We start from the raw sequence: 23161 nt of genomic DNA, 5'->3' as shown, positions 1-23161 counted from the left end.
CGTCAACCGCCCAGCGCGATGATCACGGCCTGGATGCCGGCCCCGAGCGCCGCCATCACGAACGCCGCGCGCCATGGCTTCAGGCCCGCGTAGCGCCCCCATTCGTAGCCGCACAGGAACATGATCGCGATGCCGATGGCGGCCGACACGCGCATCGCGGGGCGCACCTCGCTGAAGAAGAAGAAAGGCAGCACCGGCGGAAAGGTCGAGGCGAAGACCAGCAGAAAGACGCCGAGGCCGCCCACCAGATCCTGTCGCGTGAGCGCCGCGACCGGCGCCACATGCGCGGGCTGGGCGACCATCCACTGCCGCGTGCGCTCCAGCTCGGAGGGCCCGAGGGCGCTCGCGAGCGGGCCGAGTTCCTGCGCGATCAGGCCATGGGCCGGCTCGGGCGCGCCCCCCGCGATCACCTCGCGCCAGAGCCTGGCCTGGCGCGCCCGCACGACGAGGTTGCGCAGTACGTACATCACGCCGTCGACGAAGCCCCACGCGATGTTGCAGCCGATCGCCGCGACGAGCATCTCGCGCACCTCCTTCTGGCCCGCGGTGGCCACGCTCAAGGTGCCGGTGAAACTCAGGACCATGAACAGGCCGAAGAGAATCTCGGAATTGCGGTCGATCGGGTCGAGAACACGGTTTTCCATCTGGACTCCTCCTCCCGTCGGGTCCCTCCCCGCGGGCAGCCTACCTGGCCAGCACGATGCCGGACGCCGCCGAAGATACCGTGGTTCCTGCTTCGCCCGCAATGATGCGTTCCAGGTCCCCGAGCGCGCCGATCGCGGCGGTCTTGCCGGTCGCCTTGGCGAAGCGGCAGGCCGCCGCCACCTTCGGCCCCATCGAGCCGGCGGCGAAGGTCATGGCCGAAAGCGCGTCGGGCGATGCGCGGCGGATCGCGCGTTGCATCGGCTTGCCCCAGTCCACGTACACCGCATCGGCGTCGGTGAGCATCACGTACAGGTCGGCCTTGAGTTCGCGCGCGAGCAGCTCGGTGGCGAGGTCCTTGTCGATCACGCATTCGACGCCGCCCAGCTTGCGCTGAGCGCCGGGCTCGTAGGCCGCCGGAATGCCGCCGCCGCCCGCCGCGATCACGATGGTGTTCTGTTCGAGCAGCCACTTGATCGGCCGCAGCTCGAAGATGCGCCTGGGCTCGGGCGAGGCAACCACGCGCCGCCACTTGTCGCCGTCCTGCCTGAAGACCCACGCCTTCTCGGCCGCCAGCCGGTCGGCGGTTTCCTTGCTGTAGACCGGGCCGATGAACTTGGTCGGGTTCGCGAAGGCCGGGTCCTTCGGGTCGACCTCGATCATGGTCAGGAGCGTCGCGAAGGGCCGCTCGAAAGGCAGCAGGTTGCCCAGCTCCTGCTCGATCATGTAGCCGATCATCCCTTCGGTCTCGGCGTCGAGCACGTCGAGCGGATAGGTCTCCACGTCGGTGTAGGCCGCCCCCTGGAGCGCGAGCAGGCCGACCTGCGGCCCGTTGCCGTGGCCGACCACCATGTCGTGCTGGCGTGCGACCGGCGCGAGCGCCCTGGCGGCGATACGGATGTTTTCTCGCTGGTTCTCCGAGGTCATGGGCTGCCCGCGTCGCAGCAGCGCATTTCCGCCGAGCGCGGTGACGATGAGCATGTCAGTCTCCCATCGTCGCGACCAGGATCGCCTTGATCGTGTGCATGCGGTTCTCGGCCTGCTCGAAGGCGATGTTGGATTCGGACTCGAACACCTCGTCGGAGACTTCGAGGCCGTTGCTGATGCCGTAGGTCTCGGCGATCTGCTTGCCCAGCACCGTCTCGCTGTCATGGAACGCGGGCAGGCAGTGCATGAACCTGACCTGCGGGTTGCCGCTGGCCTTCATCAGCTCCGCGTTGACCTGGTAGGCCTTGAGCAGGTCGATGCGCTCCTTCCAGACTTCCTTCGGCTCGCCCATCGAGACCCAGACGTCGGTGTGGATGAAGTCCACGCCCTTGACCGCCGCCTTGGGGTCGTCGGTGACGGTGAGCTTGCCGCCGTAGCGCTTTTCCAGGCCGCGCGCGATCTTCAGGTAGTCCTCGGCGGGCCAGAGCGACTTCGGTCCGCAGATGCGCACGTCCATGCCCATGAGGCAGCCGACGATCATCAGCGAATGGCCCATGTTGTTGCGGGTGTCGCCGAGGAAGGCGTACTTGATCTCGTGGATCGGCCGGTCGCTGTGCTCGCGCATGGTCATCACGTCGGCGAGCATCTGTGTCGGGTGGTATTCGTCGGTGAGCCCGTTGAAGACCGGCACGCCCGCGTACTTCGCGAGGGTCTCGACGCCGGTCTGGCTGGAGCCGCGGTACTCGATCGCGTCGTACATGCGGCCCAGCACGCGCGCCGTGTCCTTGAACGATTCCTTGTGGCCGATCTGCGAGCCCGCGGGGTCCAGGTAGGTCACGTGCGCGCCCTGGTCATGGCAGGCCACCTCGAACGAGCAGCGGGTGCGCGTGGAGGTCTTCTCGAAGATCAGGCAGATCTGCTTGCCCAGCAGATGGCGCTGCTCGGTGCGCGCGTACTTGGCGCGCTTGAGGTCCCGCGCGAGGTCGAGCAGGTAGCGGAACTCGCGCTGGGTGTAGTCCTGCACGGTCAGCAGGGAGCGGTTGCGCAGATTGAAGCTCATGTAACTCTCCTGTCAGTAGGCTGGATCGCGCGAGATGGGACAGGTCATGCAATGACCGCCCCCACGCCCGCGTCCGAGTTCCGCGCCGCGCACCGTGATCACTTCGATGCCCGCCTTGCGCAGCAGCGTGTTGGTATGCGTGTTGCGGTCGTAGGCCACCACCACGCCGGGTTCGAGCGCGACGACGTTGTTGCCGTCGTCCCATTGCTCGCGCTGGGCCTGCCAGGCGTTGCCGCCGGTGTCGACCACGCGCATCTTGGGGATGCCCAGGGCCTCCCTCACGACGTCGAACAGATGCCCCTTGTCGGCCCGGATGTCGAGCGCCTCGCCCTTGCCCGGCCGCACGCTGTAGCAGCGCACCTGGTCGGACACCTCGCGGAATGCGGTCACGACCTCGCGGTCGCAGAAGCTGAACACCGTGTCCAGGTGCATCGCCGCACGGCTCTTGGGCATCAGGCAGCCGATCACGCGTTCGGCAGCCTTGTGCGCGAACAACTGCTGCGCGACCTGGAACACCGCCTGCCGCGTCGTGCGCTCGCCCATGCCGATCAGCACCACGCCCTTGCCGACCGGCATCACGTCGCCGCCTTCCATGGTCGATGCGCCAAAGTTCTCGTCCGAATCGCCCCACCAGATCTTGAAGTCCGCCCCCTTGAACCGCGGATGGAACTTGTAGACCGCACGCTGCAGCAGCGTCTCGGGCTTGCGCGCCGGCCAGTACATCGGGTTGCAGGTCACGCCGTTGTAGATCCAGCACGAGGGGTCGCGCTGGAACAGCGTGTTCGGGATCGGCGGCAGCAGGAAGTCGGTGCCGCCCATCGCGTCCTCGAGCAGGGTCGACCACTCGCTCTTGGGCACGTCGAGGATCGCGATGCCGCCGATCAGGTGCTCGGCCAGTTTCTCGGCCGGCATCTGGTCCAGCCAGGCGCGAAGGTGCTTCACACCGAGCCCCACGTCGTTGACCGTGATGCGGCGGTCGAGCACGAATGCGCGCGCCTCGGTGTCCTTCAAGGTTTCGGCGAGCAGTTCATGCAGGTCGAGCACCTCGGCGCCGCGCTCGCGCATCTTGAGCACGAAGTCGTAGTGGTCCTTCTGCGCTTCCTGAACCCACAGGACGTCGTCGAACAGCAGCTCCGCCGCGTTGCCCGGCGTCAGGCGCTGATGGGCGAGTCCCGGCCGGCAGACCATCACGGTCCTGAGCTTGCCGACTTCGCTGTGCACTCCAAGCTTTTGCATATCGTGCCTCCTTCGTGCTGGTGCGTGGATGTCTATTCGGGCAGGGCCATGAGCTCGAAGAATTCGAGCGCCTCCCGGTCCGGCTCCTTCAGATAGGTCCGGTAGATGGTGGGCAGTTCGGGCGAGCGGTAGACGCGGCTCAGCGCGCGATCCACCGTGAGGCGGAAGTCGTCGTCGTTGCGCCGGATCGCCAACGCGAGCAGCTCGCGCCTGAAGAGGCGGTCGAGCACCACGAGGTTCGACTTGGCCGGGCTGCGCGCCACCGCGTCGAGCAGCAGCGGCCGCCCGTCGAAGAAGGCATCGGCGCGGCGGTCGACCACCGCCTGCACGCCTTCGGTGGTGTCCTTGACCGAGACCACGTCGATCGCGATGCGCCGTTCGGCGAGCTTGTCGGCCAGCGCACGTTCCACCGTCGAACCGCCGACCACCGCGAGCACGCGCCGCTCCGGCGCGTTGGTGCCGCGCCAGATCACCGGCGCGGGGGGTTCCCGCCCGGTCAGCACCTGCGCGAGGCGCACCGGCGCGTCGGAACGGATGACCGCATTGACGCCGACGAAGCCGACCGGGATCGAGAAGCTGACCTCGGCCCGGCGCTCCAGCGTCGGCACCGCGCCGCACAGCATGTCGATCTTGCCCTGTGAGACGGCGCTGAAGCGTTCTTCCATCGACACCTGGACAAGCTCGACGGCGAGTGCCGACAACTTCAGTTCTTGTTTGGCCGCTTCGCCGACCTTGGTGCACAGCGCAATCGCATAGCCGGTGATCTTGCCGGTCGCGTCCTTCTGCGTGAGCGACGAGCCGTCTGCGACGTAGCCGACGACGAACTTGCCGGATTCGCGCAGCTTGTCGAGCGTGCCGGCAGCGAATGCGGCACCCGCATGCAGCAGCGCGGCGCCGATCAGCGCGAGGACGGCGCTTCGGAATTGGATGGATCGCATGGTCTGGCCCTCCTCTTACGCCGCGCGGGCGGCCGCCGTCCGGGTCACGAAGCGCGGCGCGATGAAGCCGTAGATGACGAAGCCGATCGCCATCACCAGCATGCCGCCGAGCACCGCGTCCTTGCCCGAGGCGTAGAGCGCGTACACCGAATACAGCATCGCGATCACCGCGATGACCGCGTTGCGCTTGTAGACGCCGGGCTCGACGCCCGCGTTGCGCATGATCACGAACAGCGCCGAGAGCGAGACGATGTAGGGCACCACGTTGGTCACCACCGCGAGGTTGACCAGCGCCGCGAACTGCTTGCTCAGGTCCGGCGAGATCGTGGACAGGGCCATGACCGACTGCACGACACCCATGATCACCATGCCCGCGATCGGCGCGCCGGCCGCGCTGGCCTTGCCGAAGATGGCCGGGAACATGTGGGTGTCGGCGGCGTCCTTGGCGGTCTGCGCGAGCGTGAACTGCCAGCCCAGCAGCGAGCCGACGCAGGCCATCGCCGCCAGCGCCATCACGGTCTGGCCGACCGCCGGGTTGAACATCTGCGTGTAGGCGAGCCCGAACGGGCCGGTGGACTTGGCCAGCTCGGCATTCGGAACGATGCCCTGGATCACGGTGGTCGAGAGGATGTAGATCACCGCCGCGCCGAGCGTGCCGAACATGCAGGCGAGCGGCACGTCCCGCTTGGGGTTCTCGACCGCCGAGGCGTTCTGCGACGCCGATTCCATGCCGAGGAAGGCCCACAGCGTCAGCGAGATGCTCGAACCCATGCCCTCGAACAGGCTGACGCCCTTGGGGTTCCAGGCTTCCTCGAAGGTGTGGCCGTTGAACCAGATCCATCCCGCCACCGAGATGAAGCCCACCGGCAGGATCACGCCCCACACCGTGATCGAGCCGATGCGCCCGGTGAGCTTGGGCCCGCCGAAGTTGGCGACCGTGGTGATCCACAGCAGCGCGATGACGCCGGCGCAGGTCGAGATGGCGGAGGCGGTGAGGACGGGGAAGAACGCCGCGAGATAGCCGAGCGCCGAACTCGCCACCGCCACGTTGGCGATCGCAAGCGACAGGAAGTAAAGGAAGAAGACGAGGAAGTACCCGTCCTTCCCGTAGGCATCCTCCGCGTAGGCGGCCATGCCGCCCGAGCGCTGGTTGAACACCCCGGCCTGCGCGAAGCTGTAGGCGATCGCGAGCGAACCGATCGCGGTCACAACCCATGAAAGCAGCGAGATCGCGCCGACCTGCGCCATATTGGCGGGCAGCATGATGATCCCGGAGCCCATCATGTTGACCGTCACGATGAAGGTCAACTGCATCACACCCATCTTCTTTTCCTGAACGGCTGCCATCGTCGTCTCCTTGGTTGCTGTCCGCTGGGCCCGCTCCACCTGCGGCGCGTTATTCGCGCACCACGTAGGTGTGGAAGCGGATGCGCCCGTCGCTTCCTCGCTCCTGGTACACCCCCTGCACTTCGTAGTTGAAGCCCGGGAACCGGCCGAACGACTCCTCGAAGGCGCAGAAGTAGTCCCGCATCGGCTTGGCGCGCTCGTCCCATCGCTCGCCCGGCACCACGATGCCGATGCCCGGCGGATAGATCAGCGCCAAGGTCGCCGAGATGCGCCCCTCGGCCTCGGTGAGCGGCACGTAGTCCACCTGGTTGCCGACCAGCGCGCGGTAGGCGTCCTGCGGCAGCATCGCGAGCTCGGGGAAGCTGTCGGCGCGGAAGCACCGGCCCTGCAGGCCCTTGACGTTGGCGTCGCGGTAGAACGCATGCATCTCGTTGCAGACCTGCCGCAGGGTGTAGCCGGCATAGCGCTCGGCGTTGGCGGCGTAGAGCGACGGCAGCACGTCCTGCAGCATCGCGTCCTCGTCCCACAGGTTCTTGAACTTCACGAGCTTGGCGATCAGGCTGTTGAGCTTGCTTTCGTCCTCCGCCGGCGTCATCAGGAAGAGGATGCTGTTGAGATCGCACTTCTCGGGCACGATGCGCTGCTCGCGCAGGTAGTTCGCGACCACGGTCGCCGGCACGCCGAAATCGAGGTACTCGCCGGTGGCACGGTCGATGCCCGGTGTCAGCAGCATCAGCTTGTTCGGGTCGACCATGGCGTAGCCGTCCACGTAGCCGGCGTAGCCGTGCCAGCGCGCTCTGGGGTCGAAGTTCCAGCACTGCTGCTCGCGCTTGATCACGTCGGTGGCGAGGCTTTCCCACGGCACGTCGCTCACGTCCTCCATGAACGGCGAGCCCTTGATCGTCACCCGGTCTGGCACGAAGGGATCGAAGAACCACTGTTCGGCCGCATTGCGCCCGGTCTGCGCGAAATGGCGGCCGAACTCGCGGAACTTCTTGCGCGTCTCGATCCCGAGCTCGATGCAGCGGTCCCACAGCATCTCGCCGGCCTTGCCTTCGTGCACCTTCGCGTTCACGTCGAGCGATGCGAACAGCGGATAGAACGGCGAGGTCGAGGCGTTCATCAGGAACGACTCGTTGAAGCGCTGGTGGTTGACGTAGCGCGGCTGCCCGATCAGGTGGTCGTCGCGCTTGTGGATCTGGCTGGCCTGCGAGAAGCCCGCGCCCTGCTTGTGCACCGACTGCGTCGAAAAGAGCCCCGGCGCATCCGCACCGAGCTCGCCGAGCCGCATCGGACTGTGGTCGGCGAACAGCGGGTGGAAGGCGTTGTAGCCGATCCATGCCTCGTCCCACAGCACGTAGTCGCACAGCTGGCCGATGCGCTCCAGCACCTTGCGCACGTTGTAGACGGTGCCGTCGTAGGTCGCGAGCTGGATGCAGGCGAGGCGGAACGGGCGCGGCAGGTCGGCGCGCGATTTGTCCTCGATGAGCGGATGGGCGCGGATGCGCTCGCGCAGCGAGGCCTCGTCCCAGGCGTCCCAGTCGACCGCGCCGATCATCCCGAAGGCGTTGCGCGCGGTCGGCAGGAAGACCGGCACCGCGCCGGCCTGCACCAGCGCGCCCTGGTGCACCGACTTGTGGTTGTTGCGGTCGAACAGCACGAGGTCGCCGCGCCGAAGCAGCGCATTGGCGACGATCTTGTTCGAGGTGCTGGTGCCGTTGAGCACGAAGTAGGTCCGGTCGGCGCCGAACACCTGCGCCGCGTGGCGCTGGGCCTCGTCGGCCGCGCCCTCGTGGATCAAGAGGTCGCCGAGCTCGACATCGGCGTTGCACAGGTCGTTGCGGAAGATGCTCTCGCCGAAGTGCTTGAAGAAGAGCTGCCCCGCGGGCGACTTGCGGTAGAACTGCCCGCCCTGGTGGCCCGGGCAGTCGAAGGCGATGGTCGCCTTGCCGTCGTAGGCCATGAGCTTGCCGAAGAACGGCGGCAGGAGCGACATGCCGTACTTCACGAGGCTCGCGCCGATCTGCTTGGCATAGAACTCGGGCGATTGCTGGCCGAGGTAGACGTAGCCCTCGACCTCGCCGAGGCCGCTCACCACCGGCACGTCGGAAATGCGCTGCGAGTCCGCGAGGATCCACACCGGCGTGCGAAAGCCCACGCCGCGCAGCTCGCGCATCAGCGCGCGCGCCTTGGCGAGCATGTCGCCGTCGATCCAGAGGATGTACGCGCCCACGCCGGCGTCTTCGGCCAGGTCGCGTTCGAAGCGGCCCGACACTTCGAGCTCCAGGCCGTTCGCCGCGAGGCGGGCCAGCAGCTCCTTCGTCTGCGGGTTGTCGGCATCGACGATGGCGACCACCTTCAGGTACTTGTGCAGCGGAATCGGAATCGCCTGCGGCTGCAGCGAATAACTCGCGTAACGGCTCATTGGTCAACCTCCGCGCAGCAGCGCTGCGGTATTCGCCTTGGGGCGGCCCGGCGGCTCATGAGGCTAGCCCTCCTTGACGCAATCGACCTGCCAGTGCCTCCCCCCGTTGCGGTCGACCTCGAACCTGAGACCGTGGATGTCCGATTCGAAGCCCGGGAACCGGTCGTCCGAATCGCGCGCGAACTTCAGGTATTCGATGATCGAATCCGTGCCGAAGCGCTCGCCGGGCATGATCAGCGGAATGCCCGGCGGATACGGCACCAGCATCACCGCCGCGACGCGGCCCTTGAGCGCCTCGATCGGCACCGGTTCCACATGCCCGTGCACCAGCCGGTCGTAGGCTTCGGCGGGGATCATCGCGGGCTCGGGCAACTCGGTGTACATCGCGTTCATCGCGCGCGCGGAGTCGTTGTCCCGCAAGCAGGCATGCAGCGCCTCGCAGAGGTCGCGCAGGCCCATGCGCTTGTAGGTGGCGCCGCCGGCCGCGACCACACTGGGGAGCACTCTCGACAGGGGCGCGTTGCCCTCGTAGTCGGTCTTGAAATCGACCAGCGCATCGACCATCGTGGTCCACTTGCCGCGCGTGATGCCGAGCGAGAACAGGATCAGGAAGCTGTACAGGCCGGTCTTCTCGACCACGAGGCCGCGCTCCCAGAGGTACTTGGTGACGATCGATGCGGGGATGCCCGTCTTGCCGAGCTTCCCCCCGCTGCCCAGGCCCGGCGTGAGCAGCGTGACCTTGATCGGGTCGAGCATCACGTAGTCGCTCGCCACCTTGCCGAAGCCGTGCCAGGCCGCGTTCGGCGCCAGCACCCAGTCGGAGGTCTTCGGCGGCTTCTTCAGGTCGAGCTTCTCGGGCTGCCAGACCTGGAACCACCAGCCGCGCCTGAAGCCCTCGCCCACCGCCGCCAGCGCATGGCGGAAGTTCATCGCCTCGTCATGCGTCTCCTGGACGATCGAGCGGCCAGCCGGGCCGTCCATCATCGCGGCGCTGACGTCGAGCGACGCGATGATCCCGTAGTGGGGCGATGTCGACCCGTGCATCATGAAGGCATCGTTGAAGCGGGTCGTGTCGATCTTGCGCTTCTCGGACTCCTGGATGTGGATCATCGAGGCCTGCGAGAAGGCGGCGAGCAGCTTGTGCGTCGATTGCGTCGCGAAGACCAGCGTGTGGTCCGCGCGCGGATGGCCGCGCGGCACGCCCATCGCGTGCCGGCCCGAATAGAACTCGTGGAAGGCCGCGTAGGCGTACCAGGCCTCGTCGAAATGCAGGGCGTCGACCTGGTCGGTCACCTTCGCCTTGATCATCTCGGCGTTGTAGCAAAGGCCGTCGTAGGTGGAGTTGGTGATCACCGCGATGCGGACCTGCCCCTTGTGGCCGCGCGCGATCGGGCTCGCCGCGATGCGCCTTCGCATGGCCTCGGGCGAGAACTGATCCAGGCCGATCGGCCCGATGATCCCGTAGTCGTTGCGCGACGGCATGAAGTACACCGGCGTCGCGCCGGTCATGACGAGCGAGTGCAGGAGCGACTTGTGGCAATTGCGGTCCACCGCCACGAGGTCGCCGCGCCCCGCCATCGAATGCCAGACGATCTTGTTGGCGGTCGAAGTGCCGTTGGTGACGAAATAGGTGTGGTCGGCGCCGAACACGCTCGCAGCGTAGGCTTCGGCCTCCTTCACCGGCCCGGTGTGGTCGAGCAGCGAGCCGAGTTCCGGCACCGAGACCGAGAGGTCCGAGCGCAGCGTGTTCTCGCCGAAGAACTCGTGCAGCGCGAAGCCCACCGGCGACTTGGTGAAGCCGATGCCGCCCGCATGGCCCGGCGTGTGCCACGAATAGGCCGAGCGCTCCGCGTGGTGCGCGAGGGCCTTGAAGAACGGCGGCAGCAGGTTCTCCAGGTATTCCGATGCGGCGCGCATGATCTGCCGCGCCAGGAAGGGCACCGTGTCCTCGTACAGGTAGATGACGCTGTGCAGGTGGCGCAGCGCCTCGACCACCGCCGCCGAGCCCTTCTCCAGCGCGGCCGATTCGCCGAGCGCGATGATCGGCAACAGCGGCGCGCGCTCGTGCACCTTGTGCATTTCCTCGACCAGGCGCTTGAGCATCTCCGCATCGCCGCGCGCGGGCTCGGCGCTCAGCACGATGGCGGACAGCCCGCGATGCGCGCCGGCGACGATGCCGGCATCGGACTGCCCGGCGACGGCGATCGTCTTCCACCCGTTGCGTTCGAGCTCGTCCTGGATCTGGCGGATGCGCACGCCCGCGACCGAGGGGGCGCCGACGTCGCGATGCGCGATGAGGATCGGGAAGCTGGACTGGAACTGCATGGTCTTAGAAAGTGACCTTGGTCGAGAACTGCAGCCGCGAATCGGGTTCCGAGGCGCCGTCCTTGTTCTCGCGCCGGCCCCAGAGGTATTCGAGGCCGGTCGTGATGTTCTTCGTCGGGTAGAAGAGGACGTTCGCCGACGCGTAGCTGCCCTTGTGGAAGGCGCTGCCGAACTGGCCGTCCGTGTTGCTCTGGCGGTGCTCGCTGTAGCCGATCGCGCTGGACCATTGCGCGCTCCAGGCGTGGTTGTAGTAGAGCAGCCAGGCGGCTGAAGGCACCGTCTCGGCACGCAGGGTGGCGCCCGGCGCGAGGTCCACGCCGCCGTCGTTCGCATAGCTTGCGATCGCATGGCCGTAGGCGGCCTGCCAGGTCATCGAATCCTTGCCGCCGAAGAACTTGAAGGCGCCCGAGAGGTTCACCCCGTAGCCGGTCTTGTGGCCCGACGGATTGGCGCCCGGCGTGTTCACGAACTGGTAGCCCACCTCGCGCACCATGCCGGCCGCGCGCGCATGGCCCCAGTCGCCTTCGAGCCGGAACGACGCGATCGCGTCCGGCGTGCGGTTCCACGGCTGGATGCCGGTGCCGAAGGCCGGGTCCACTTGCGTGAGCTTGCCGGTGTCGATCGCGGAATTCGGCGCTTCGAGCGACAGCGCGACCTTCATGCCGTCGCGGTCGAGCGGCGTGTAGCGCAGCTGCGGGTTGCGCAGGAACATCATGCCGCTCGGTCCCCAGTAGTCGATCGTGTTCGGGAACACGTCGATGTCCATGAAGTTCGAGTAGTACTGCCCGACGCCGAACGCGCCGAGCTCGCCCCACACGTTGAGCCAGTGGACGTGGGTGCCGCCATCGGAGCCGAAGAGATCGAAGCTCACGTCGGTCTTGATCTGGCCGTAGGTGGTCGGGATGAACGACTTGAAGCCGAGGCTCGACTGCCGCACGCTGAAGGTGGTGGCGCCGTCCTTGCCGCAGCCCGCATCGCCCGGGCAGTTGACCGGGATCTGCGAGGGCCGCAGCGTCGCGGCCCACTGCGGGTTCATGCGCTTGGCGTCGTAGATCGCGTCGATCATCACCTGGCCGTAGAACTCGACATGCGCCTTGTCCTTGTCCGGTGCGTTCTCGTCGGCGACCGAGCGGGGTGCGATCACGAGCGCACCGGCCGGCGCACCAGCCGGCGCGCCCGCGGGCGCCTGCGCGGCAGCTGGTGCAGGCTGCTGCGCCTGCTGCTGCCGCTCCAGCGTCTCGACACGCCGCTGCATGTCCTCGATCGTCTTCAAGGCCTGCTGAAGCTGGGCCTTGAGTTCATCCACCTGCGGGTCGGCGGCGTGGGCCATGGGCACGGCCAGCACGCTTGTGACGATCGCAAGAGTCCAAAGCGATTTCCTCATGACACCCCCTCTGGTGTGGGTTGACAGTTCGCCATCGACCAACGCTCGCGGGGTGCGATCTTAGGAGTCACTGCCCGGCAGTCATTTGCAGGGCGGGACAATTTGTTTGCAGTTTGGGACAGGCACCCCTCTCGCTAACCCCACCGACCCGCAGCGCCCTCACATCGCGTCGAGTTCGGAGTGTTCGCGGATCGGCCGCCCCGGGCGGCCCATCCCTCGACGCGCCAACCACTGCGAGGCCGTCATGCCGAAGTGGCCGCGGAACCAGCGCGAGAAGTCGGCGCCCGAGGCGAATCCGAGCAGGTAGCCCACCTCGTAGAAGGTTCGCCCACCGCCGGCCAGGTAGGTTTCGGCCATCTCCGCGCGCACGCCGTCGATGACCGTCGAGACGCTCTGGCCGGCGACCGCGAGCTTGCGGTTGAGCGTGCGCCGGTGCGTGCCCAGTTGCTCGGCGACCCGCTCGACCGAGCAGCTTCCGCTCGGGATCAGCACCCTCGCCACCTGGCGCACCTGGTCGAGCGGTTCATCGCTCGACGCCGTGAGCTGCTGGTCCAGCCACTGCTTGAGCGCGTGGCCGAGTTCGGGGTCGGCCAGGGGAATCGCCAGGTCGAGGTCCCGGCTGCGGCAGACGATCGCGTCGAAGGGCTGCGAGAAGTCGATCGTCGCGCCGAGCACGCGCTTGTGAACCTCGAGGCTGCGAGGCTTCCCATGACGGAAGCAGATGCTGACGGGATGGAAGTCCTCGTGCGCGAGCGCGCGCAGCGTGCGTAGCGTGACGCCGGCCGCCATCTCGATCCCCTGGCGCGAGTCGCCCGGCTTCTGAAGCTTGAGCTCGAGGAAGGCCATCGTGAACTGGCCCATGTCCTCGAGCTTCAGGCCCAGGCCGGCGTTCTGCACGCACATGTAGCGTCTCAGGGATTGCAGTGCGGCGCGCAGCGTCGGCTCTTCGCGCAGCACTGCGGCGAGCACGCCCAGGTTGCTGATCCTGCGTGTCTCGGCGAGCAGCAGGCCGAAGGCCTCCTGCCCCGATGCGCGCGCCGACGCCTCGAAGAGCGTCGCGACCGAATCGACGCTGATCAGCGTGTCCTTGTTGCAAAGCACGGCCGGCGGCAGGCCGGCCGCCTTCATCATGTGCACGGGATCGAGCCCGACCGAGCGGGCCAGGGCGTCGTAGCCCGTCAGCGTCGCGCCCCGCGTCAGATGGCCCGCAGCCTGCGACTTCTCGTCGCGCAGCTCGAGGACGTCAAGGCGACGCATGTGGCGCGTCCCCCGCGGGCACCGAAGACAAGGCGGGCGCACGTGACCCGGCCCGCTGCACGATCGAAGCGTTCATGTCGGCCTCCATCCACCTTTCATTATTGACAAGCGGCCCGGCGGCGAACATTGCACCTTCGGGCAATGCCGGGGTCGCCCGCACTAGCGGCGTCCGCCGCCGCCGCGCCCGCCACCGCCGCCACCACCTCCACCACCGCGCCCACCGCCACCGCCGGAGAAGCCGCCGCTGCGGCCGGCGCCGCTGGATCCGGCGCTGCGGCCGCCGCTGAATCCGCCCGAGGAGCGGCTCGCGCCGTAGCTGGCGGAGGGCCGGCTCCGGTTCGCGCTGCTGCGCGCGCCGCCGTAGTTGGCCATCGATTGCCGGCTGGCCGCGCCGCGGTCCACCTGCTGTCGCGTCTGCGCGGCGCCGCCCGCGCCCCTGAACGCGTTGTCGGCGGACGGCCGGCTCTGCACCCGTTCCAGGCCCTGGCTGCGGTTGCCGGCGCCGAACTGGCCGCCGCGATCGCCGCCCGCGAACTGGCCGCCGCGGTCGCCCGCCCGCGTCTGGCCCGCCGCCCGGTCGCCTGCACGCAAGCCGGCCTGGTCCCCGGCGCGACCCCCCCGGTCCAGGTTGCCCGCCGCCTGCTGGGCGCGCTGGCGTGTCGCGGGGTCGTTGCGCAGGTTCTGCCGGCCCTGCGCCGGGTCCATGCCGCGCTGCTGCAATGCGGCTTGCGCGCGCTGGCGCTCCGCGTTGCGCCCGGCGTTGTCCCGGCCGCGGAAATCGGCGCGGTTCTCGGCACCGGGCACGTTGCGTCCGAACTGCTGCTGGCTGCGCTGGTCGCGGTACGGCACGCCGCGCCGGTTGGCCGCGTTGTGCTGCCAGTTGCCCTGGTTCGCCCCGATCTGGCGATTGGTGTTGATGCTGTTGTAGCGGTTGGCGTTGATATTGACGTTGCCGCCACCCCAGTTGCAATTGCCCCAGAGCGCGCCCACCGCCGCCACGCCGATGCCGAACGCGACGCCGGTGGCGAGCGCCGCGCCGGGGTACCAGCCCGGATACCAGGCGCCGTAGTACCCCACCGGCGGGTAGTAGTAGGGCGGGTACGCCGGATAGGGCCAGGTGCCGTACACCACGGACGGGTCGTAGGTCGGCACGTAGACCACCTCGGGATTCGTCGGCTCGATGCGGATCACGCTCTGCTGCGTCTGCGGCTCCTGCTCGACGATCACATGCTGCTGCTCGTTGCTCTTGAGGCTGCCCTGCTGCTGCGCCTTGCCGCGCAGGCGCTGCGCGGAATCGAGCACGTCCTTCGACGACGCGAGGAAGGCATCGCCGAGGTTCTGCACCCAGTCGGGCTGCTCGCCCATCATCTGGATCACCTGCGGGAAGGCAACCAGCGACTGCACGCTCGGGTCCCAGGGCTGGTTCTGCACCGCCCGGGCCGCGGCATCGCCGCTCTGGTCGGGATGGGACCTGGACCACTTCGCGGCGTCAGCCACGTCGGCGGGGTAGGTCGATGCCATCAGCACCTGCGACAGCAGCGAATCGGGATAGAGCGCGATCGGCGCCATCATCTGGTCGACCTGCTCGCGGCTGAAGGACGCCGGGGCCGACTGCTGCGCCACCGCCAGCGCCGGCAGGCACAGGCAGAGAAGGACGACGAGCAAGCGCGTAAACCGGCGAGCCGAAGGACGCATGGCGGTCTCCTGGATCGACCCCTGCCTTCTTGCCGAAGGCAGGCATCGCGGTCCGCATGCTCGCGCGCTTGGCCCGCCAGCGCAAGCGCCCGCCTCAATCCCTCGCCTGGAGCCAGTGCACGCTGAAAAGGCGATCCGGATCGGTCCACACCGCCGCGGGCCGGAAGCCCGCCTCGATTGCCAGCGCGCGCAGGCTTTCGCCGGTGAACTTGTACGAGTTCTCGGTATGGATCGTCTCGCCTTCCGCGAAGACGAAGCGCTGACCGTCGAGCATGACGGTCTGCGCACGGCGGCTCACCAGATGCATCTCGATCCGGTTCAGCGGCGCGTTGTAGAAGGCCGCATGCGTGAAGCCGTCGGGCTCGAAGTCGGTGTCGAGCTCACGGTTGGCGCGCCGCAGCAGGTTGAGGTTGAACGCCGCCGTCACGCCCTGCGCGTCGTTGTATGCGGCGTGCAGCAATGCCGGGTCCTTGACCAGATCGACCCCCAGCAGCAGGCCGCCACCGCGCAGCAGCCGGCACGCAAGCTGGAGGAAGGCGAGCGCCTCCTCGGGGCTGAAGTTGCCCAGCGTGGAACCCGGGAAGAAACCGACGCGCTGCCCTGCCGCCTTCTCGCGCGAAGGCAGCACCAGCGGCATGGTGTAGTCGGCCACCATCGGCTGCACCGCGAGTTGCGGATAGTCGGTGCGCAGGCGTTCGACGGCCGCTTCGAGGTGTTCGCCGGAGATGTCGATCGGCACGTAACGCCGGGGCGAATCGAGCGCATCGAGCAGCAGCCGCACCTTGGTGAGCGAGCCCGCGCCGAACTCGACGATCTCGGCATGCGGCCCGATCTGCGCCGCGATCTCGGGCGCGCATTCGGTGAGGATGCGCACCTCGGTGCGCGTGGGGTAGTACTCGGGCAGCTCGCAGATGCGGTCGAACAGCGCCGAGCCCGCGGCGTCGTAGAAGAACTTCGGCGAGATGCAGCGCTGCGGCTGGGAAAGGCCCGCATGGAGCTCGCGCGCGAAATCGGACAGCGGCGCCGCGCGCTGCGCCGCGCGAAAGGCGTGGACGTTGAAAGCATGCGTTTGCATCAGAGATCCTTTGCGAGCCGCAGCCCCGAGAACTGCCAGCGCGCCGCCGGCGGGAAGAAGTTGCGGTAGCTCGCCCGCGCGTGCCCTTCGGGCGTCGCGACGCTGCTGCCGCGCAGCACGATCTGGCCGACCATGAACTTGCCGTTGTATTCGGCGGCGATGCCCGCGAGCGGGCGGAAGCCCGGGTACGGGTCGTAGGACGAGCGCGTCCATTGCCACAGGTGCCCGTGCATCTCCGAGATGCCGGGCGCGTCGTGCGCGGCCTCCCATTCGAACTCGGTGGGAAGCCTGGCGCCGGCCCACTCGGCGTAGGCGGCGGCTTCGTAGAAGCTCAGGTGCGCGACGGGCGCCTCGGGCTCCATGGGCCGCACGCCATGCAGGCCGAAGACCTGCCAGCCGCCCGCCGCGCCGTGGTGCGCCAGCCGCGGATCGTCGGGCGCGAGCCAGTACGGCGGGCAGCGCCAGCCCTGCGCCTGCACCGTGGCCCAGCCGTCGGACAACCACAGGTCGGGACGCTGGTAGCCGCCATCGGCGATGAACTGCGCGTACTCGCCGCAGTTCACGAGCCGGTCCGCGATCGCGTGGGGATGCAGCAGCGTCACGTGGCGCGGCGTCTCGTTGTCGAACGCGAAGCCGGGGCCTGCGTGGCCGGCTTCCATGACGCCGCCGGGACGCTCGATCCACTGCATCGGCGGTGCGACCGACGCGAGGCGCAGCGCCGGACCCGACGCGGGGCGGTAGGCCGGCAGCACGGGATTGCACGACAGCGCATGCAGGATGTCGGTGAGGATCAGTTCCTGGTGCTGCTGCTCGTGGTTCAGGCCCAGCGTGAAGACGGGTTCGACCGCCGGCCAGTCGGCGTCGCCCGCGGTGCCGAGCCATGCGAGCACCGCCCCGTCCACATGCCGGCGATAGGCGCGCACTTCATCGAGCGAAGGGCGCGTGAGCAGCCCGCGCTGCGGGCGCGGATGGCGCGGGCCCAGCGCCTCGTAGTAGGAATTGAAGAGATACGGAAAGCGTTCGTCGAACAAGCGGTAACCACTGGCGTGCGGCTGGAGCAACACGGTTTCGAAGAACCAGGTGGTGTGCGCCAGGTGCCACTTGGTCGGGCTGGCGTCGGGCATCGACTGGATGCACTGGTCCTCGGCCGAAAGCGGCGCCGCCAGCTCGAGGGTGTGGGCGCGCACTGCCTGAAAACGCTCGCGCAGCGCCTGCGCCGCAGGCGCGGCCGGCCGGATCAGCTTCATGGGGTCTCCAGTGTTTGGTTGGTGGTTTTTTAGCCCATGCACGCAACGGGACGCCGTAGGACAAGGCCCCGCCCGGGGAGGGGCGGGGCAACCGGAACGCCGGCGCAGCGGAACGTGGCACTTTCGCACAAGTCGCAGGCGGCTGCCATGACCCTGCGTATCATCCGGCGAATGAGCACGCCCCCCTCTTCCGGCCGCCCGCACATCGTCATCATCGGCTGCGGTTTCGGCGGCCTCGAAGCGGCGCGCAAGCTGCAGAGCGCCGACGTCGACGTCACGGTCATCGACAAGACCAACCACCATCTCTTCCAGCCCCTGCTCTACCAGGTGGCGACCGCCGGGCTGGCGGCGCCGGCCATCGCGGCGCCGGTGCGGGTGCTGTTCCGGGGCCGGCCCAGCATCACGACGCTGCTCGGCGAAGTCACCAACATCGATCCGAAGGCGCAGCAGGTGCGGCTGGCCGACGGCACCCTCATCGCCTGGGATCACCTGATCGTCGCGGCCGGCGCCACGCACAGCTATTTCGGCAACGACCAGTGGGCGCAGGCCGCGCCGGGGCTCAAGACGCTGGCGGATGCCTTCGAGATCCGCCGCCGCGTGCTGCTGAGCTTCGAGCAGGCCGAAGTCGAGACCGACCCCGAGAAGCGCCGCGCGCTGCTGACCTTCGCGGTGATCGGCGCCGGGCCGACCGGGGTCGAGATGGCCGGCACCATGGCGGAAATCGCGCGCCATACGCTCTCGGGCGAATTCCGGCGCATCGACCCGGCCAGTGCCGAGGTGCTGCTGATCGAGGGCGGCCCGCGGGTGTTGCAGGCGATGCCCGAGTCGCTCAGCCAGCGCGCGCTGGAGCAGCTGCAGAAGCTCGGCGTGCAGGTGCGGCTCAACGCGCGCGTGACGGCGGTCGAGCCGCACGGACTGCAGATCGAATCGCCGTTCAGCGACGGCGGGGCCGGCGTCGGCAGCCACCACATCCCGTGCAACTGCGTGGTCTGGGCGGCCGGTGTCGCCGCATCGCCGCTGGGCAGGATGCTGGCCGCGGTGACCGGCGCCGAGACCGACCGAGCGGGCCGCGTGAAGGTGCTGCCCGACCTGAGCCTTCCGGACCATCCGAACATCAGCGTGGTGGGCGATCTCGCGGCCGCGATGAGCCACCGCCCGGGCCACGAGCCCAAGCCCGTGCCCGGCGTTTCGCCCGGCGCCAAGCAGATGGGCCGCGCCGCCGCCGCGAACATCCTGCGCCGCATCGCGGGCCAGGCGACGGAGCCCTTTCGCTACCGCGACTACGGCAACCTGGCGACGATCGGCCGCAATTCGGCGGTGGTCGACCTCGGCACGCCGCTCGGTCCGCTGCGCTTCTCGGGGAAGGCGGCGTGGCTGTTCTGGCTGTTCGCGCACGTGTACTTCCTGATCGGCTTCCGCAACCGCTTCGTGGTGCTGCTGGACTGGGCCAGCGCGTACTGGAGCTTCCAGCGCTATGCGCGCGTGGTCGTCGACGTCAGGGCCAAAGGGGGCCCCAGCCCATGACCACGCCCATGTCACGCATCGAAAGCAAGCTCCAATCCCTCGGCCTCGTGCTGCCGTCGCAGCTCGCGATGCCGCCCGGCGTCGTGCTCCCGTTTCCCTGGGTGCGCGTGGTCGGCCGGCGCGCGCTGATCTCGGGCCACGGGCCGCAGGCGGCCGACGGCAGCATCGCGCAGCCGCTCGGCAAGGTGGGGCGGGAACTCACGGTCGAACAAGGCTACGAGGCCGCGCGGCTCACCGCCTTGGGCATCCTCGCGAGCCTGCAACGCGCCATTGGCGATCTGGACCGCATCACCGCGTGGGTGCGCGTGTTCGGCATGGTGAACGTCGCGCCGGGATTCAACCGCACGCCGGCCGTCATCAACGGCTTCTCGGACCTGATCCTCCAGCTCTACGGCCCTGACGCCGGCGCACATGCCCGCAGCGCGATCGGTGTGGCCGAACTGCCCTTCGACATCCCGGTGGAGATCGAGGGCGAGGTCGAACTCGCGGCCTAGGTTCTGCCCGTCACGGTTCAGATCAGCCCGAGGTCCTTCGGCGCCACGCCCTCGAAGACGCGGCCGAGCTGCGCCGGCGAGAGCCCGTACATGCGCCTGAACAGCCCCCCGAACACGGCCCGGTACTCGTTGAGCACCGGGTAGTCGCGGTTCTGGAACAGACGCTCCTGTGTGACCGCCACCTGCTCGCCGACCACCCGCCCGCCGGCCTGGGCCGCAAGGCCGCCGCCGAGCACCCAGTAGACCGTGCCATGGCCGTGGTCGGTGCCGCGGTTGCCGTTCTCGCGGAAGGTGCGGCCGAATTCGCTGATCACCATGACGACAGTCCTGCGCCAGCTGTCGTCGCCGATCTCCGAGGCGAAGCCCGAGAGGCCGCGCCCGAGTTCGTCGAGCCGGTTCGCGAGGTAGCCGGTCGCCCCGCCCTGCCCCACGTGCGTGTCCCAGCCGCCGATGTCGACGAAGCCCAGGTCGAAGCGCTCGCGCATGAGCCGCGCCATGCGGCGCGCGACGAGCTCGAAGCCCTTGGCGCTCATCGCATCGCGACTCGCGGCCTCCATCTCGGCCTGCATCGAGCGCATCACATCGTCGCGGACCTGGAAGCCCTCCGCCACCGGCTGCGCCAGCGTGGTGTTGCGGTACATGGACTGGATCACACGGCTCTGCCGCTCGTCGATGCCGGGGCGCCCGACACCGGCGAGCGCCATGTTGGCCGCCTTGGCCTCGCCGCGCAGCGCGACCGGCAACTGGTTCGTGAACGCGATGGGCGACACGTCCGCGCGCGGCCCTGTGCCCAGCACCATGGCGAGCCGGTTGAGGAAACCCGATCGGTAGTCGCGCCGCCTGTCGAGCGCCTGGCCGAGCTCGATCGAATCCTGCGTCTCGAAGTGGCTGCGCGTGAGGTCGTCCGTGCCCGCGAAGGCGATGAAGGCGGCCTGCCGCTTCTGGAACAGCGGCATCACGCTCGGCGCGAGCACGGGGTGCAGGCCCCATGGCCCGTCGAGCGCCAGCGCGCCGTCCGTCTCGCCGGGTCGCGCGATGGCGATGTTGGGCCGTGCCGCGTAGTAGAAATCGCTCGACGTCGGCACGAGCACGTTTGCGCAGTCGTAGGCGCCGCGCAGGAACACCACCAGCAGCCTGGCGCCACCCGCCGCCGGCGCGGCAACAAGCTGGCCGGCCGCCCCGGAAGCGGCGCTTGCGCCGAGGAATCTGAGCACATCGCGTCGTTGCATGGCAGTTCCTTCAACGGTGCATCCGCTCGGGCGACGCGAGCAGGAAGGTGTTCCAGTCCTGCGGCGACCTGGCCTCTGCCAGCGCCTCGCGCGTTTCCACACTCATCGACGACAGGCTCTGCCGCACGACGGGCGACTCGGCAAGCGCGGGCGGGGCCGGCCGCTCGCCCGCAACACCATCGTCGCGGCGCAGCAGCACGCCGCCGTTCGCCCCGATGGCCCGGGCGATCTCGAAGCGGGTCGTCATCTGTCCGGCGCTGGCCCAGGCATCCTCTGTCATCGGATAGCCATCGGGCGTCTCATGGCCGTAGAGCGGCTCGCCCATGCGATACATCCACTGCAGCATCGGATTCAGGTTGCTGACGATGCGGCCGTCGTCGGCGAGCCGGACGCTCGCGATCACGTAGTGCACCGGGTCGCGGAACTTGCGGCCGAGCGAGGCGGCGAATTCGCGCGACTCGAACATCGTCTGCAGCGTCGCGGCAATGTCGCCGTCGGATTGGCGGAAGGTCTCGGCCATGCGGCCCACCAGTGCGGGCGGTGGATCGTCGGCGACGAAATACACCGCGAGCTTGCGCGAGATGAACCGCGCCGTCGCCGGTGCGCGGGCCAGGCGGTCCAGCGCCTCGTCCACCTCGGCGAGGCCGCGCTGCGTCATGGCTTGGCCCACCAGCGTCTTCGGGCCGTAGTCATGGCGGTTCGGATTGAATTCGAACAGGCCCTGCTGCACGTAGTCGCCGCGGAGCTCCGGCGGCAGGCGCGGCGGCGCCGCATCGGCCCCCCGCACCCGGATGCCCACGCCCGTGAGCACCCGGGCCAGCTCCTGCACGTCGGCCTGCGAATAGCCGCCGCCGACGCCCAGGGTGTGGAGCTCCATCAGTTCGCGCGCGTAGTTCTCGTTGACCCGGTCGGCGGCGTTCTGTGCGTTGTCCAGGTACAGCAGCATCGCCGGGTGATGCAGCGTGGCGCCGAGCAAGTCGCGGAACCGGCCCAGTGCATGCGGACGGACCGCGCTTTCCTCGTAGTCGCCGACCAGCGCGCGCAGGTTGGCCTTGCGCGCGTTGACGTTGAAGTGGTTGGTCCAGAACCACGTCATCTGCTCCTCGAGCTGGTTGGGCGAATAGAGCGCGCGCAGAACGAAGCGCTGCTGCGCCTCGCGCGTGAGGCGAGTCAGGTCCTGCTGGAGGGTCTTTCTCGCCTCCTTCTTCTGCTCTTCGTCGGCCACTTCGTTCATGGCGCGCCGCTGCGCGCGCAGCTCCATCACGATCGTTTCCACGGGAGTGCGCGAAATGGTCATGGCGTCGATCTGCGCCTGCGCCGCGGGGGGCAGCGCGGCGGGCCGGGGGTGCAACTGCTCGCGCAGCCATTCGGGCAGGCCGAGGCGCTTCAGATCCTGCGTGCTGCCGGCGTCGGCGCCCCAGGTGACCCGTTCGAGCCAGCGAAGCTGAGTGGTTTCGTCAGCTGCGGCGACCTTCGGGCGCGATCCCTGGCCCGCCGATGCCGCACAGGCGCCGAGCAGCAGCGACGAGGCAAGCAGGAGTCCGGACACCGCAGCGCGAGGTGGGGTTCTCATCGGGTCTTCCTCGGCCCCGGAGCACCGCCGGGACTGCCCCACTCAACCGGCCAGCGCCTGTGCCGGTTGACGGTCTTTACACGAGGTTCGGCTCAGGCCACCGCCACGCTCGGCGGCGCCGCGCCGGCGATCTGCCGCAGCGCACGCTCGAACACTTCGACCGGCTGCCCGCCCGAGATCAGGTGCTTGTTGTCGATGATGATGGCCGGCACCGAATGGATGCCGGCTTCGGTGTAGAGCCGTTCGCGCGCCCGGGTCTCGGCGGCGAACTCGTTGCTCTCGAGGATCGCGCGGGCGCGCTGCGGATCGAGCCCCGCTTCGGTCGCGAGGCGCACCAGCACCCCGTGGTCCGACGGGTTCTCGCCATCGGTGTGGCAGGCCTTGAGCAGCGCCTTCTTCAACGCGACCTGCTTGGCCAGGTCTTCACGCTCGGCCCAGTGCAGCAAGCGGTGGGCGTCGAAGGTGTTGTAGACGCGCGAGCGCCCTTCGCGACGGAACTCGAAGCCGACCGAAGCGCCGCGTGCGCGGATGGCTTCGCGGGCCTGCGCCTGCTGCTCGCGCGTGCTGCCGTACTTCTGGTTCAGGTGCTCGAAGGCGTCCTGGCCTTCGGGCGGCATGGCCGGGTTCAGCTCGAAAGGCTGGAAGCGAAGCTCGGCGGTGATCTCCGGCGCGAGCTTCTTCAACGCGGCTTCGAGCGAGCCAAGACCGACGGCGCACCAGGGGCACGAGACGTCGGACACGAAATCGATGTGGAGTCGGGTAGGCATGGTTCGCATCATGGGG

General features: G+C 68.6%; 18 protein-coding genes. 2 read left to right on the top strand and 16 right to left on the bottom strand.

The features are described from left to right. Positions 1 to 2: 2 nt before the first annotated feature. From VAR608DRAFT_RS24725 to egtB, 13 genes are all read right to left on the bottom strand, one after another. Positions 3 to 644, bottom strand: a complete 642-nt coding sequence (locus VAR608DRAFT_RS24725; RefSeq protein ID WP_088956471.1) for a VIT1/CCC1 transporter family protein — start codon at positions 642 to 644, stop codon at positions 3 to 5. 40 nt (positions 645 to 684) lie between these two features. After that, a complete protein-coding gene (gene arcC, locus VAR608DRAFT_RS24720; protein WP_088956470.1) occupies positions 685 to 1623 on the bottom strand; it encodes a carbamate kinase in 939 nt (312 codons plus the stop codon). Position 1624: 1 nt separating this feature from the next. Continuing rightward, a complete protein-coding gene (locus VAR608DRAFT_RS24715) occupies positions 1625 to 2629 on the bottom strand; it encodes an ornithine carbamoyltransferase (RefSeq protein WP_088956469.1) in 1005 nt (334 codons plus the stop codon). Between the two features lie 12 nt (positions 2630 to 2641). Then, the gene (locus VAR608DRAFT_RS24710; protein WP_088956468.1) at positions 2642 to 3865 is read right to left on the bottom strand and encodes an arginine deiminase; all 1224 of its coding nucleotides are present in this window, start codon (positions 3863 to 3865) and stop codon (positions 2642 to 2644) included. Between the two features lie 32 nt (positions 3866 to 3897). Beyond that, on the bottom strand, positions 3898 to 4803 hold the full coding sequence (locus VAR608DRAFT_RS24705; protein ID WP_088956467.1) for an amino acid ABC transporter substrate-binding protein: 906 nt from the start codon (positions 4801 to 4803) through the stop codon (positions 3898 to 3900). Positions 4804 to 4818: 15 nt separating this feature from the next. Then, a complete protein-coding gene (potE, locus tag VAR608DRAFT_RS24700) occupies positions 4819 to 6150 on the bottom strand; it encodes a putrescine-ornithine antiporter (RefSeq protein WP_231972950.1) in 1332 nt (443 codons plus the stop codon). Between the two features lie 49 nt (positions 6151 to 6199). Further along, a complete protein-coding gene (gene speC / locus VAR608DRAFT_RS24695) occupies positions 6200 to 8575 on the bottom strand; it encodes an ornithine decarboxylase (RefSeq protein WP_172843896.1) in 2376 nt (791 codons plus the stop codon). A 63-nt stretch (positions 8576 to 8638) separates the two neighbouring features. Beyond that, positions 8639 to 10900, bottom strand: coding sequence for an arginine/lysine/ornithine decarboxylase (locus tag VAR608DRAFT_RS24690; RefSeq protein ID WP_088956466.1), 2262 nt, complete (start codon positions 10898 to 10900; stop codon positions 8639 to 8641). Between the two features lie 4 nt (positions 10901 to 10904). Beyond that, positions 10905 to 12284, bottom strand: coding sequence for a DcaP family trimeric outer membrane transporter (locus VAR608DRAFT_RS24685; protein WP_157731111.1), 1380 nt, complete (start codon positions 12282 to 12284; stop codon positions 10905 to 10907). A gap of 159 nt (positions 12285 to 12443) precedes the next feature. Continuing rightward, positions 12444 to 13541 carry an AraC family transcriptional regulator gene (locus tag VAR608DRAFT_RS24680; RefSeq protein ID WP_088956464.1) on the bottom strand — a complete coding sequence of 366 codons (1098 nt, stop codon included), beginning with the start codon at positions 13539 to 13541 and terminating at the stop codon, positions 12444 to 12446. Positions 13542 to 13700: 159 nt separating this feature from the next. Beyond that, the gene (locus tag VAR608DRAFT_RS24675; RefSeq protein WP_088956463.1) at positions 13701 to 15236 is read right to left on the bottom strand and encodes a DUF3300 domain-containing protein; all 1536 of its coding nucleotides are present in this window, start codon (positions 15234 to 15236) and stop codon (positions 13701 to 13703) included. Positions 15237 to 15330: 94 nt separating this feature from the next. After that, positions 15331 to 16311 carry an L-histidine N(alpha)-methyltransferase gene (gene egtD / locus VAR608DRAFT_RS24670; RefSeq protein ID WP_088956462.1) on the bottom strand — a complete coding sequence of 327 codons (981 nt, stop codon included), beginning with the start codon at positions 16309 to 16311 and terminating at the stop codon, positions 15331 to 15333. Then, on the bottom strand, positions 16311 to 17558 hold the full coding sequence (gene egtB / locus VAR608DRAFT_RS24665) for an ergothioneine biosynthesis protein EgtB (RefSeq protein WP_088956461.1): 1248 nt from the start codon (positions 17556 to 17558) through the stop codon (positions 16311 to 16313). Before egtB ends, egtD begins: the two co-directional genes overlap by 1 nt. 147 nt (positions 17559 to 17705) lie before the next feature. On the opposite strand from egtB, the gene VAR608DRAFT_RS24660 reads away from it, so the two are divergent. Both VAR608DRAFT_RS24660 and VAR608DRAFT_RS24655 read left to right on the top strand, forming a co-directional pair. Further along, the gene (locus tag VAR608DRAFT_RS24660; protein WP_443082889.1) at positions 17706 to 19082 is read left to right on the top strand and encodes an NAD(P)/FAD-dependent oxidoreductase; all 1377 of its coding nucleotides are present in this window, start codon (positions 17706 to 17708) and stop codon (positions 19080 to 19082) included. An 8-nt stretch (positions 19083 to 19090) separates the two neighbouring features. After that, positions 19091 to 19576 carry a RidA family protein gene (locus VAR608DRAFT_RS24655; RefSeq protein WP_088956460.1) on the top strand — a complete coding sequence of 162 codons (486 nt, stop codon included), beginning with the start codon at positions 19091 to 19093 and terminating at the stop codon, positions 19574 to 19576. 17 nt (positions 19577 to 19593) lie between these two features. Here VAR608DRAFT_RS24655 and VAR608DRAFT_RS24650 read toward each other — a convergent pair whose 3' ends face one another. From VAR608DRAFT_RS24650 to VAR608DRAFT_RS24640, 3 genes are all read right to left on the bottom strand, one after another. Further along, positions 19594 to 20805, bottom strand: a complete 1212-nt coding sequence (locus VAR608DRAFT_RS24650) for a DUF1501 domain-containing protein (protein ID WP_088956459.1) — start codon at positions 20803 to 20805, stop codon at positions 19594 to 19596. A 10-nt stretch (positions 20806 to 20815) separates the two neighbouring features. Next, positions 20816 to 22378, bottom strand: coding sequence for a DUF1800 domain-containing protein (locus tag VAR608DRAFT_RS24645; RefSeq protein WP_088956458.1), 1563 nt, complete (start codon positions 22376 to 22378; stop codon positions 20816 to 20818). Between the two features lie 92 nt (positions 22379 to 22470). Beyond that, on the bottom strand, positions 22471 to 23145 hold the full coding sequence (locus VAR608DRAFT_RS24640) for a DsbA family oxidoreductase (protein ID WP_088958953.1): 675 nt from the start codon (positions 23143 to 23145) through the stop codon (positions 22471 to 22473). Positions 23146 to 23161 lie beyond the last annotated feature (16 nt).

Source organism: Variovorax sp. HW608, assembly GCF_900090195.1.
Taxonomy (GTDB): Bacteria; Pseudomonadota; Gammaproteobacteria; order Burkholderiales; family Burkholderiaceae_C; genus Variovorax.
This window is presented reverse-complemented; position numbering and strand designations above follow the sequence as displayed.